The organism is Pseudomonas sp. J452, from assembly GCF_024666525.1.
Taxonomy (GTDB): Bacteria; Pseudomonadota; Gammaproteobacteria; order Pseudomonadales; family Pseudomonadaceae; genus Aquipseudomonas.
Genome location: NZ_CP088294.1, coordinates 2,651,405 through 2,664,554, shown reverse-complemented (window position 1 = coordinate 2,664,554; position 13,150 = coordinate 2,651,405). Strand labels below are relative to the sequence as shown.

Below are 13,150 nucleotides of genomic sequence, written 5' to 3'. Positions count from 1 at the left end.
GCACCGAGACCCGCACGGAGTTGTCGGTGCGCACGGCCTAGGGCCGGCCCACGCCATAGCGTTCCAGCAACGCCTGCAGCCGACCATCGGCGCGGTAGCGCTGCAGGCCCTGCTCGAACAGTTCGACATAGCGCGCACTGCTAGGCAGCGCCGGAGAAAATGCCAGGTAGATCGGCGCATCCGGTTCGCGGCAACCGGCCTCGCGCAATTCACCGGCCTTGCCCTGCCGGGCCAGCATGGCCTGCACCACCCAGCTGTTTTCCAGCAACGCATCCAGGCGCTCCAGACGCAACTTGCCCAGGTTCAGCTCCAGCGCCTTGTCACCGGCAGCCACCTGGATACGTTCGCTGTCGCCACGATGCGCGTCGATATAGGCATTCAGCTCATCGCCGTAGCTGTAGTCGTTGATCACCCCGACACGCTGCTGCGCCAGCGACGGCACGCCGTTGAAGTGCCAGGTGGAATCGGCACGGGTGAAGAAGCAATTGCGCGACTGCGCCACCGGCGTGGCAGTAAAGAGAAAGTCCGGGGCATCTTCGATGCCGGCCCCGATGGCCGCATTCAGCTCGCCACGGCGCACCTCGTGCAGGGTGCGCGCCCAGTTCAGCGCCTGATACTCAACCGTGATGCCGGACTCGGCGAAAATCTCCCGCGCCAACTCGACGAAGATGCCGGGGCGCTCAGCACCCGGCTCGCAGTTGATCGGGCACCAGATATCGCCAGCAATGGTCAGGGTTTCCCCGGATGCGCTGCCGGCCAGAAAAGCCAGCAGGAGAGAAGCGCCACGGACCAATAGCTTTCGACGCAACTGCATGCAGCGACCTCAGGCAGGTAGTTGGTACATTTGTACCATTCTCAACCTTCGCTGCGCACCCTTTTCACCGCATCCAGCCAGCCGTGATACAGCCTGCCGCGGTGCTCGTCGGCCATCCGTGGTTCGAAGCGGCGCTGGCGATGCCAGTGGCTGGCGACCTCGTCGAGGTCGCGGTACAGCCCAGCCTGCAAGCCGGCCAGGTAGGCCACGCCAAGGGCCGTGGTTTCAGTGACTTCCGGGCGCTCCACCGGCACGCCGAGGATGTCGGCGAGGAACTGCATGACCCAGTTGTTGACCACCATGCCACCGTCCACGCGCAATGCACTGGGTTCGGCGGCGCCGTCCTGGCGCATCGCTTCGAGCAGGTCGCGGGTCTGGTAGCACACCGACTGCAGGCCGGCGGTAACGATCTCCTTGATCCCGGTGTCGCGGGTCAGGCCGAAGATCGCCCCGCGCGCTTTCGGGTCCCAGTAAGGCGCACCGAGGCCGGTGAACGCCGGCACCAGGTACACGCCGCAGGCATCGCCGGTCTGCTCGGCCATCGCCTCGCTGTCGCGCGCATCGCTGATCAGCTTGATGCCATCACGCAGCCACTGCACAGCGGCGCCAGCGACGAAGATGCTGCCTTCCACGGCATAGGTAACCTTGCCATTGAGGCGATAGCCGACAGTGGTCAGCAGGCGATTCTTCGACACCACCGGCGTGCTGCCGGTGTTCTGGATCATGAAGCAGCCGGTGCCGTAGGTGCTTTTGACCATGCCCGGCTGGAAGCAGGCCTGGCCGATCAGCGCGGCCTGCTGGTCGCCGGCCATGCCCAACACCGGAATCGGCGCACCGAGCAGCTCGGCCTCGCAAGTGCCGAAATCGGCGGCGCAATCGAGCACCTCCGGCAACAGGCTGCGCGGGATGCCGAACAGCTGCAGCAGCTCCTCGTCCCACTGCTGGCTGTGGATATTGAACAGCAGGGTGCGCGAGGCGTTGCTGGCGTCGGTCTTGTGCGACTTACCGCCGGACAGGCGCCACAGCAGGAAGCAGTCCACCGTGCCGAAACGCAGCTCGCCGCGCTCGGCGCGCTCACGGGCGCCCGGCACGTTATCGAGAATCCAGCGCAGCTTGGTCGCGGAGAAATACGGGTCGATCAGCAGACCGGTCTTGGCCGCCACCTGCGCCTCATGCCCGGCGGCCTTGAGCCCGGCGCAGTAATCGGCGGTGCGCCGGTCCTGCCAGACGATGGCCGGGTGGATCGGCACGCCGCTCAGCGCATCCCAGACGATGGTGGTCTCGCGCTGGTTGGTGATGCCGATGGCGCGGATGTCCTCGGCCTTCAGGCCTTCCTGGGCCAGCGCCTCGCGGCAGACCTTGAGGGTGGTCAGCCAGATTTCCTCGGCATCGTGCTCGACCCAACCATCCTTGGGGAAATACTGCTTGAACTCCTGCTGAGCACGCGCCAGCGGCAGGCCCTGGGCACTGAAAACGATGGCACGGGAGCTGGTGGTGCCCTGGTCGATGGCCAGCAGGTAATGGGACATGCGGGATTTCCTTGTTGTTATGGGTTGCTTGTCTCCCCTCGCCCACTGGTGGGAGAGGGGCCGGGGGAGAGGGACTGGCCATCCCCCCGCTTATTACCCTCTCCCTCTGCATGCGCACAAAACAGGAAAGGGGACTACAGATTCACTCCCGCCCGATGGCGGCAAACTGCCCCTGGGTATGCAGGGCCAGCAACTCTGCCCCCAGCTCCACCTCCAGTCCACGCCGCCCGGCGCTGACATAGATGGTCGCGTGCAGCCTGGCCGACTCGTCGATAAAGGTGCGCAGGCGCTTCTTCTGCCCCAGCGGGCTGATGCCGCCGAGCAGGTAACCGGTGGCGCGCTGCGCGGCCTGCGGGTCGGCCATGTCGGCCTTCTTCACCCCGGCGGCGTGGGCCAGGGCCTTGAGGTCGAGACTGCCGGCCACCGGCACCACCGCCACCAGCAGCTCGCCCTTCTCGCTGGCGGCAAGCAGGGTCTTGAACACCCGGGCCGGATCGAGGCCGAGCTTTTCCGCCGCCTCCAGGCCGTAGGACGGCGCCTTGGGGTCGTGGCTGTAACTGTGTACCTGGTGCTCGGCCTTGGCCTTTTTCAGCAGATCGATGGCTGGAGTCATGTTCGAATGTGAAAATAGAATGACGATTTGCGCGTACCATAGCCGAAAAAACTGTCGACTGGCAGCTCCCCGTTATACTGCGCCGTCGCCCAGAAAGGATCGCCCATGAGCCTCCCCCCCGCCAGCAAAGCATATTGGATCGCGCCCGCGAACGTGGCTACGTGAGTATCGACGAACTGGCCCAGGCCTTCGTCGTCACCCCGCAGACCATTCGCCGTGATATCAACCAGCTGGCCGAACAGGGCTTGCTGCGGCGCACCCACGGCGGCGCAGCGAGCGAGGCATCGAGCATCCAGAACACCGCCTACGCCATGCGTGCCGGGCAGATGCGCGACGAGAAGCAGCGCATCGCCGAAGCCATCGCCGCACAGATTCCCGATCACGCTTCACTGTTTATCAATATCGGCACCACCACCGAGGCCATCGCCCGCGCCCTGCTCGGCCACAAGCACCTCAAGGTGATCACTAACAACCTGCACGTCGCCGCCCAGCTCAGCAGCAAGGCCGACTTCGAAGTGCTGGTGGCCGGCGGCACGGTGCGCGCCGATGGCGGCGTGGTCGGCCAGGCGGCGGTGGATTTCATCCAGCAGTTCAAGGTCGACTTCGCCCTGGTCGGCATCAGCGGCATCGACGAGGACGGCAGCCTGCTCGACTTCGACTACCAGGAAGTGCGGGTTTCCCAGGCGATCATCGACAACGCCCGCCAGGTTCTGCTGGCTGCCGACTCCAGCAAGTTCGGGCGCAACGCCGTGGTGCGCCTGGGCTCGCTGAACCTGGTCGATCAGGTGTTCACCGACGCTCCGCCCCCCGCCACCATCGCCCGCCTGCTGCACGAGCAGAAGATCCAGCTGCACATCGCCTGAGCCAACCGCTCCCGGATTGCATCCGGGCTACGCAGAGCCCTTCCCAATCGGACATTCGGCGCCACACCAGGCTGGCGCCAACGGCATTCTTCGACTAGCATATTTTCGGAAACGAACATTTAATTGTTCACTTTGTAACTTTCCGGTGCTTTCGCCATGCCCAACAGCCAGACCCACCCCCTCGCCGAAATCTACGACCTGGCCGTGGTCGGCGGCGGCATCAATGGCACCGGCATCGCCGCCGACGCGGCCGGGCGCGGCCTCTCGGTGTTCCTCTGCGAACGCGACGACCTGGCCAGCCACACCTCCTCGGCCAGCAGCAAACTGATCCACGGCGGTCTGCGCTACCTCGAACATTACGAATTCCGCCTGGTGCGCGAGGCCCTGGCCGAACGCGAAGTGCTGCTGGCCAAGGCGCCGCACATCGTCAAACCGATGCGCTTCATCCTCCCGCACCGCCCGCACCTGCGCCCGGCCTGGATGATCCGCGCCGGCCTGTTCCTCTACGATCACCTGGGCAAGCGCGAGAAACTGCCGGGCTCCAATGGCGTGCGCTTCGGCGCCGGCAGCCCGCTCAAGGCAGAGATGGCGCGCGGCTTCGAATATTCCGATTGCTGGGTCGACGACGCCCGCCTGGTGGTGCTCAACGCCATGGCCGCGCGCGAACACCACGCGCACATCCATACCCGCACCCGCTGCGTCAGCGCGCGGCGCAGCAAGGGCCTGTGGCACCTGCACCTGGAGCGCAACGACGGCAGCCTGTTCTCCATCCGCGCCCGCGTGCTGGTGAATGCCGCCGGGCCCTGGGTGGCGCGCTTCATCAAGGACGACCTCAAGCAACCCTCGCCCTACGGCATCCGCCTGATCCAGGGCAGCCACATCGTTGTGCCGCGCATCCACGATGGCGAGCAGGCCTACATCCTGCAGAACGAGGACCAGCGCATCGTCTTCGTGATTCCCTGGCTGGAGCGCTTCAGCCTGATCGGCACCACCGACCGCGAATACCAGGGCGACCCGGCCAAGGTGAAGATCAGCGAGGAAGAGACCAACTACCTGCTCAAGGTGGTCAACGCGCACTTCAAGCAGCAGCTGCAGCGCAGCGACATCCTGCACAGCTTCTCCGGCGTGCGCCCGCTGTGCGACGACGAGTCCGACCAGCCTTCGGCCGTGACCCGCGACTACACCCTGTCGCTATCCGGCGCACCGGGCGAGGCACCGCTGCTGTCGGTGTTCGGCGGCAAGCTGACCACCTATCGCAAGCTGGCCGAATCCGCCATGAGCCAGCTGGCGCCCTACTTCCCACGCCTGTGCCCGGCCTGGACAGCCAAGGCGCCATTGCCCGGCGGCGAGAACATGGACAGCCGCGAAGCCCTGGTGGAACAGCTGCAAGCCCGCTTCGGCTGGCTCGACCAGCAGTTGGCGCAGCGCTGGGCCAGCACCTATGGCAGCCGCAGCTGGCGCATCGTCGACGGCCTCAAGCAGCAGAGCGAACTGGGTGAACACTTCGGCGCCGGCCTGTATGCCCGCGAAGTGGACTACCTGCGCCGCGAGGAGTGGGCACTGGAGGCCGAGGACATTCTCTGGCGGCGGACCAAACTCGGCCTGTTCATGACTCCGAGCCAGCAGGCCAAGCTGAAGAGTTATCTGAGTAACTCACAGTCACTCCAGCCGGCCAGCGCTAAAGCGCTTTAGAAAGATTCGCTGTAGGAGCGAGCTCTGCTCGCGAATATTGGCCGCACAAAGGCTTCGCGAGCAGAGCTCGCTCCTACAGAGGTGAACCCTCTGCACCCTGCCATTGGGCCAACTGCTGCCCGTCCAGGCGATGCGCCCGTAAGTGCGGCAACACCGCCGCCAGCAAAGGCTCCTTGAAGGCCCCCTGGAAACGATGGGCCAGGCCGGGAATCAGCTTCAGCTGGCTGTCCTTTATATGTGCCGCCACATGCACGCCATGCATCACCGGCAGCAGCGGATCGGCCGTGCCATGCACCACCAGGGTCGGCACGCGCAGGCGCTTGAGCAGCTCGACCCGGCTCGGTTCGGCGAGAATCGCCAGGATCTGCCGCTGCACGCCTTGCGGATTGAACGCGCGGTCATAGGAACGCGCAGCCTCACGGCGCAGGCCCGCCAGGTTGCTGTCGATGCGTGGACTGCCAAGGGCGGCAAGCAAGGTCGCCTGCTGGGCAATGGCCGCTTCACGGTCCGGCGCCTCGCGCTGGGCCAGCAACTCCAGCAGGGCCGCCTGCGGTGCCGGCAGTCCCGGCGCACCGGAACTGGTCATCAGCAGGGTCAGGCTCTCCACCCGCTGCGGCGCCAGGTCGGCCATGTGCTGGGCGATCATCCCGCCCATGCTCGCACCCAGGATATGGAAGCGCTGGATGCCCAGGGCATCCATCAGGCCCAGGCTGTCGCCGGCCATATCACGCAGGCTGTAAGGCGCGCTGACGTCCAGACCCAGGCGATAACTCAGCACGCCATAGGCCAGATTGGCGCTCGGCGGCTGGCCCTGCCAGGTGGACAGGCCGACATCGCGGTTGTCGAAACGAATCACCCGAAAGCCCTGGCCACACAGGCGCGCCACCACCTCGTCCGGCCAGTGGATCAGCTGCCCACCCAGCCCCATCAACAGCAGCAGGGCCGGATCGCTGTCGCGGCCGATGCTCTGATAAGCCAGGCGCACCTCGCCGACGCTGGCCATGGCCACCGGCACCTGAACATCGCAACGGGACGCCGCCATAGACGGCACGCCGCACAACAGCGCGACAAGGAAAAGCAACGCACGCATAGCCAACACCAACACGCAGAACCCCAGTGAAGCGCGAGTGTGCGGACGTTTGTTGCAGCGCGCTGCCACAGAAGCGTGACAGTTTGATGAAGGGCGCCGAACGGTAGCTTCCTCCCCTCTCCCACTTGTGGGAGACGACTGCATGGATGCAGGAGTTAGGGTGAAGCAGGAAGCCAAAACCGAGGAGCCGGGGGAGAGAGTGAAGGCCAGCTCACCCTCTCCCCAGCCCTCTCCCGTAAACGGGAGAGGGGGCACAAGCACTGCGCGCCGGATCTACTTATCGCAAACGACCCTAAACAATCTTTATGCCCGCTCCGCGCCTTCCTGCTGCTTTGGCCAGACCAGGCTGAACTGCGCGCCGCCCAAGCCGGCGCTACGCCCGACATGGGCACGACCGGTGTGCCAGTAGATGATCCGCCGCACGATGGACAGACCCAGGCCGTGCCCGCCGGAGGCGCGGGTACGGCTGTCGTCCAGACGCAGGAACGGCGTGAAGATGCGCTCCCAGGCCTCTTCCGGCACACCCGGGCCATCGTCCTCGACATCGATCCGGCAACGCCGATGGCCGATGCGGTAGCTCAGCCGCACCCGTGAATCGGCGTGGCGCATGGCGTTGCTCACCAGATTCTGCAGGGCGCGGTGCAGATAGCGCGGCTCGGCCTCGACCCGTGCCCCGCTGCCATCCGGCGCATCCTGCGACTGGCCCAGCTCGACCCGCACGCTGGCGCGCAACGGCGCCAGTTCGTCGATCACCTGTTCGAGCAGCGCATGCAGGTCGACCTGCTGGTAGTGCAGTTCCGGCGACCCCTGCTCCAGGCGCGCATAGACCAGCATCTCGTCGACCAGCTTGTCGAGCTCCTGAATGTCGCCGTCCATGCCGTCCATGTATTTGCGCCGGGCCTGGTCGGTTTGCGCGTCGCCGATCATCTCCAAACCGAAGCGCAGGCGCGCCACCGGTGTGCGCAACTCGTGGGACACCGCACGCACCATCTCGCGCTGGATGCCCAGCAGGCGCTGCAACTGCTCGGCCATGGCGTTGAAGGTGGATGCCAGGCGCCCCACCGAGTCGGCGCCACGGGTCGGCACGCGGGCATCCAGATGGCCGTTGGCGATCCGCGCGGCGGCGCTTTCCAGACCGAGCAGGCGGCGCTCCAGGCGACGCACCAATAAATAGAGGATCAAGCCGGTCAGGCTCAGGCCGAGCACGCCGACCAGCACCAGCAGTTCGGTCGGGTAAGGGTTCATCTGGTACAGCGGGCCGACTTCCAGCACCCAGGGCGTACCGACCATGCCGGCGATCACGCGGATCGAGTCGCCGCCCTTGCCCAGCGCCAGCACCGTGTCGCCCTCGTCCACCCGGCGCTGCTGGTCGTCGTCGAGGTCGACCTTTTCCAGAGTGACCAGGCGCAGGTCGAAACCGAAGTTCTTCTCCGCCTTCAACGCAGCCAGGCGCCTGGGCTGCTCGACGATCGGATAGCGCACCAGCTCGTCCATCAGCAGGTAGACGGTGGCCCGCGCCAGCTGCTCGCTGATCTGCTCCACCTCGGTGGTCAGCACCAGCTGCTCCTGCTCACTGACCAGGCTGTAGACCCGCGCCGCATGCGGGCCGGTCTGCTCCACCAGGACCTGGCCGCGCAGCAGCAGGCCACGCGAGCGGCCATCCAGAGGTTCAGCCTTGAGCGACTCAAGAGCCAGCGGCACGCCGAGCAGGCGGCTCCAGGTCACCAGCGCACGGCGCCGGTCGACCGACTCCATGCGCTCAAGGTTGTCGGCCATCAAACGGAAGGTGCCGCGCGCCAGTTGCTCGCGGTACTGATCGCTGCGCACCTCGTTGGTCAGCTGCAGCACGCCCACGCCGAGCAGCGCCACCAGCACCAGGGCGGCGATGATGCCGCCATAGATGCGCAGGAAGATCGAGTTCATTGCGCCAATACCCCGACCAGCCGCGCGGCGCAACTCAAGGCGTAGGGCGGGTGAAACCCGCGTTTTCCAACGCCGCGGGTTTCACCCGCCCTACGCAGAACCACAGTGCCTGCAAGCCCTGCGGCATGGCCACAGACGGCACGCCTCAAGACAGGCCCTCGGCCGCCTCGGCGACGAACAGGTAGCCCTTGCTGCGCACGGTCTTGATCAGGCGCGGGTGCATCGGGTCGTCACCGATCTTCGGGCGGATGCGCGAGATGCGCACATCGATGGAGCGATCCTGGCCGTCGTACTCGATGCCGCGCAGGGCGGTGAAGATCTCCTCACGGGAGAGGATGCGCCCGGCGTTGGCCGCCAGCAGCCAGAGCAGGTCGAACTCGGCGCTGGTCAGCTCGATGCTCTGCTCACGCAGCCAGGCCTCGCGCATGGCGCTGTCGATCACCAGTTGGCCGAACTGCAAGCGCCGCTGGCTCTCCACCCCCGCCTCGGCATGCCCCTCGCGGCGCCGCAGCAGCGCGCGGATGCGCGCCAGCAACACGCGCGGACGCACCGGCTTGCACACATAGTCGTCGGCGCCCATTTCCAGGCCGAGCACTTCATCCATGTCGTCGGTGCGCGCGGTGAGCATCAGGATCGGCCCGTCGTACTGGCCACGCACCTTGCGGCAGATGGACAAACCATCCTCGCCGGGCAGCATCAGGTCGAGTACCACCAGATCCGGCTGCTCCTTGAGGATGCGCGCCGCCGCCTTGGCCCCATCGGATTCGATCGCCACCTTCAGGCCGTTGCTCTCCAGGTATTCCCGGGTCAACTCGGCCAGGCGCTGGTCGTCCTCGACGATCAGGATTTGCCAGGCTTCTTGCTCCACACGCCCTCCAATAACTGCTTACGACTGCCAATCAGGCCGGCATTGTAGCAACGCCGCCCCGGCAAAGGCGCAATCGCCAGCATCTATGCCCAGCAGCGCAAGGGCACCGTTAGAGGCGCCGACGCGCTTGCACAGAGCGCGCCAGAAGCAACGAGAAAAACCCTACATATTGTGTTTGTGTGATTGACTAAAAAGTCACGTTAAGGAACGGCAAAAAAGCTCAGTCAGGCTCGACGAACGGTGTAAGGGGGGCGACCCCAGCAAGCGCGGGGGCTGGCGAAACTTACCCCAAAGTAACCCACAGATTTATCCACAGGCTGCCAAGTTTTATCGGCTTGCCTTCGCCCGAGCACCGCACTATCTTGTATCCCCAGCGCGACAAACACCTACATGTTGGGTTTTTGCCCCGGAAACAACCCAAGCACATTTGCCCCGAAACAGTCCACACCCCGAACTGAAAAAGTGCAGATGACCGCTCAGTTAAACGCTTTAGCTCCATCGATTCAGAGCAGGACCCTGTACCGCCAGCAGAGCGAGGGCGTCCTGATCGGCGCACGCAGCCCCAGGCAGCGTGACACAACATCTAGTGGTGCCAGCCTGATTGCTGGCACAAGACTTGAAGAGCCAGGAAGGCGCTTGGTCGTACCTTCCTGTCAGTTTTGCAAGTCCCGCGCGCCCGGCCTCACTGCCGTCCGCGCGGCGTTGTTGAAATGGAATGAACGGCGGTACGGCGTAGCAATCTATTGCTAAGCGCCCAACTAACAATTAAGAAAAACACGGAGACCTCCATGCACACCGACACTACTCGCGAGAACCCGCAGGCCGTGGCGCCGCAGGCTGCAGATGCCAACCCGGATCTGGCTGCCACCGCTCCCGGCCAGCTGCGCGTGATCAAGCGTAACGGCACCGTCGTGCCGTATACCGATGACAAGATCACCGTCGCCATCACCAAGGCGTTCCTCGCAGTAGAGGGCGGCACCGCTGCCGCCTCGTCGCGTATCCATGAGACCGTTGCGCGCCTGACCGAACAGGTCAGCGCCACCTTCAAGCGTCGCATGCCATCCGGCGGCACCATCCATATCGAAGAAATCCAGGATCAGGTCGAACTGGCCCTGATGCGCGCCGGCGAGCAGAAAGTCGCCCGCGACTACGTGATCTACCGTGAATCCCAGGCCACCAAGCGCAAGAACGCCAGCGCTGCCAGCGACGTCGCCGTGCCGCACCCGAGCATCCGCGTGACCCGCGCCGACGGCACTGTGCAGCCGCTGGACATGGGCCGCCTGCAGACCATCATCACGGAGGCCTGCGAAGGCCTGGCCGAAGTCGATGGCGAGCTGATCCAGAGCGAGACCCTGAAGAACCTGTACGACGGCGTGGCCGAGAAGGACGTCAACACCGCCCTGGTGATGACCGCCCGCACCCTGGTCGAGCGTGAGCCGAACTACTCCTACGTCACCGCCCGCCTGCTGATGGACACCCTGCGCGCCGAAGGCCTGGGCTTCCTGCAAGTGGCCGACAGCGCCACTCACCACGAGATGGCCGAGCTGTACGCCAAGGCCCTGCCGGCCTACATCGCCAAGGGTATCGAGTTCGAACTGCTGAACCCGGTATTGGCCACCTTCGACCTGGAGAAGCTGGGCAAGGCAATCAACCACGAGCGCGACCAGCAGTTCACCTACCTGGGCCTGCAGACCCTGTACGACCGCTACTTCATCCACAAGGACGGCATCCGCTTCGAACTGCCGCAAGTGTTCTTCATGCGCGTGGCCATGGGCCTGGCCATCGAAGAGAAGCAGAAAGAAGAACGCGCCATCGAGTTCTACAACCTGCTGTCGTCCTTCGACTACATGGCTTCCACGCCGACCCTGTTCAACGCCGGCACCCTGCGTCCGCAGCTGTCCAGCTGCTACCTGACCACCGTGCCGGATGACCTGTCGGGCATCTACAACGCCATCCACGACAACGCCATGCTCTCCAAGTTTGCTGGCGGCCTGGGCAACGACTGGACCCCGGTGCGTGCACTCGGCGCCTACATCAAAGGCACCAACGGCAAGTCGCAAGGCGTCGTGCCGTTCCTCAAAGTGGTCAACGACACCGCTGTTGCAGTTAACCAGGGCGGCAAGCGCAAAGGCGCCGTGTGTGCCTACCTGGAAACCTGGCACATGGACATCGAAGAGTTCATCGAGCTGCGCAAGAACACCGGCGACGACCGTCGCCGCACCCACGACATGAACACCGCCAACTGGATTCCGGACCTGTTCATGAAGCGCGTGTTCGACGACGGCCCGTGGACCCTGTTCAGCCCGTCCGAAGTGCCGGACCTGCACGACCTGACCGGCAAGGCCTTCGAAGAGCGCTACGAGTACTACGAAGCCATGGCCGGCTACGGCAAGATCAAACTGCACAAGACCATCGCCGCCAAAGACCTGTGGCGCAAGATGCTCTCCATGCTGTTCGAAACCGGCCACCCATGGCTGACCTTCAAAGACCCGTGCAACCTGCGCAGCCCGCAGCAGCACGTGGGCGTCGTGCACAGCTCGAACCTGTGCACCGAGATCACCCTGAACACCAACGCCGACGAAATCGCCGTGTGCAACCTGGGTTCCGTGAACCTGCCGAACCACATCGTCGACGGCAAGCTGGACACCGCCAAGCTGCAACGCACCGTCAACACCGCAGTACGCATGCTCGATAACGTTATCGACATCAACTACTACAGCGTGCCGCAGGCGAAGAACTCCAACTTCAAGCACCGTCCGGTCGGTCTGGGCATCATGGGCTTCCAGGACGCGCTGTACCTGCAGCACATCCCGTACGGTTCCGATGCCGCCGTCGACTTCGCCGACAAGTCCATGGAAGCCATCAGCTACTACGCCATCCAGGCCTCCTGTGACCTGGCCGACGAGCGCGGCAGCTACGAAACCTTCCAGGGTTCGCTGTGGAGCAAGGGCATTCTGCCGCTGGATTCGCAGCAGATCCTCATCGAAGCGCGCGGCCAGAAGTACATCGACGTCGACCTGACCGAGTCCCTGGACTGGGCCCCGGTACGTGCCCGTGTGCAGAAAGGCATCCGTAACTCGAACATCATGGCCATCGCCCCGACCGCGACCATCGCCAACATCACCGGCGTATCGCAGTCGATCGAACCGACCTACCAGAACCTGTACGTGAAATCGAACCTCTCCGGCGAATTCACCGTGATCAACCCGTACCTGGTGCACGACCTCAAGGCCCGTGGCCTGTGGGACTCGGTCATGGTCAACGACCTGAAGTACTACGACGGTTCGGTACAGCAGATCGAGCGCATCCCGCAGGACCTGAAAGACCTGTACGCCACTGCTTTCGAAGTCGACACCAAGTGGATCGTCGATGCCGCCAGCCGTCGCCAGAAGTGGATCGACCAGGCTCAGTCGCTGAACCTGTACATCGCCAGCGCCTCGGGCAAGAAGCTCGACGTGACCTACCGCATGGCTTGGTACCGTGGCCTGAAAACCACCTACTACCTCCGTGCCCTGGCCGCGACCAGCACCGAGAAGTCGACCATCAACACCGGCAAGCTGAACGCAGTATCCAGCGGTGGTGACGACGGCTTCTCCGCAGCACCGGCCGGTCCAGCCCCGGTACCAAAGGCGTGCGCCATCGACCAACCCGACTGCGAAGCTTGTCAGTAAGGTACGCACGAAGCTGAGCGGCGCCCGCGTCGTTGCCCGGCAGGTCGGACCCCATCACGTACAGCAGTACGCTCAGGGGCTCCAACC

9 protein-coding genes are annotated in these 13,150 nt (G+C 64.7%); 3 read left to right on the top strand and 6 right to left on the bottom strand.

The window, feature by feature from the left end:
• Positions 1–37: 37 nt before the first annotated feature.
• From LRS11_RS12060 to ybaK, 3 genes are all read right to left on the bottom strand, one after another.
• Positions 38–814, bottom strand: a complete 777-nt coding sequence (locus LRS11_RS12060; RefSeq protein WP_260493233.1) for a substrate-binding periplasmic protein — start codon at positions 812–814, stop codon at positions 38–40.
• 41 nt (positions 815–855) lie between these two features.
• On the bottom strand, positions 856–2,343 hold the full coding sequence (gene glpK / locus LRS11_RS12055; RefSeq protein ID WP_260493232.1) for a glycerol kinase GlpK: 1,488 nt from the start codon (positions 2,341–2,343) through the stop codon (positions 856–858).
• A gap of 142 nt (positions 2,344–2,485) precedes the next feature.
• Positions 2,486–2,956, bottom strand: a complete 471-nt coding sequence (ybaK, locus tag LRS11_RS12050; RefSeq protein ID WP_260493231.1) for a Cys-tRNA(Pro) deacylase — start codon at positions 2,954–2,956, stop codon at positions 2,486–2,488.
• Between the two features lie 98 nt (positions 2,957–3,054).
• On the opposite strand from ybaK, the gene LRS11_RS12045 reads away from it, so the two are divergent.
• Both LRS11_RS12045 and glpD read left to right on the top strand, forming a co-directional pair.
• Positions 3,055–3,819 (top strand): DeoR/GlpR family DNA-binding transcription regulator, encoded by a 765-nt coding sequence (locus LRS11_RS12045; protein WP_260496908.1) that lies wholly within the window; start codon positions 3,055–3,057, stop codon positions 3,817–3,819.
• Positions 3,820–3,975: 156 nt separating this feature from the next.
• Positions 3,976–5,511 (top strand): glycerol-3-phosphate dehydrogenase, encoded by a 1,536-nt coding sequence (gene glpD / locus LRS11_RS12040; RefSeq protein ID WP_260493230.1) that lies wholly within the window; start codon positions 3,976–3,978, stop codon positions 5,509–5,511.
• 73 nt (positions 5,512–5,584) lie between these two features.
• Here the strand turns inward: glpD and LRS11_RS12035 are convergent, their stop codons facing one another.
• The 3 genes from LRS11_RS12035 to LRS11_RS12025 all read right to left on the bottom strand — a co-directional run bounded on the left by LRS11_RS12035 (position 5,585) and on the right by LRS11_RS12025 (position 9,392).
• Positions 5,585–6,601 (bottom strand): alpha/beta fold hydrolase, encoded by a 1,017-nt coding sequence (locus LRS11_RS12035; RefSeq protein WP_260493229.1) that lies wholly within the window; start codon positions 6,599–6,601, stop codon positions 5,585–5,587.
• Between the two features lie 303 nt (positions 6,602–6,904).
• Positions 6,905–8,524 (bottom strand): ATP-binding protein, encoded by a 1,620-nt coding sequence (locus LRS11_RS12030; RefSeq protein WP_260493228.1) that lies wholly within the window; start codon positions 8,522–8,524, stop codon positions 6,905–6,907.
• Between the two features lie 145 nt (positions 8,525–8,669).
• Entirely contained in the window at positions 8,670–9,392 is a 723-nt protein-coding gene (locus LRS11_RS12025) for a response regulator (protein WP_260493227.1), read from the bottom strand.
• A gap of 788 nt (positions 9,393–10,180) precedes the next feature.
• On the opposite strand from LRS11_RS12025, the gene LRS11_RS12020 reads away from it, so the two are divergent.
• Positions 10,181–13,063, top strand: a complete 2,883-nt coding sequence (locus LRS11_RS12020; protein ID WP_260493226.1) for a ribonucleoside-diphosphate reductase subunit alpha — start codon at positions 10,181–10,183, stop codon at positions 13,061–13,063.
• The last annotated feature ends 87 nt before the right edge of the window (positions 13,064–13,150 follow it).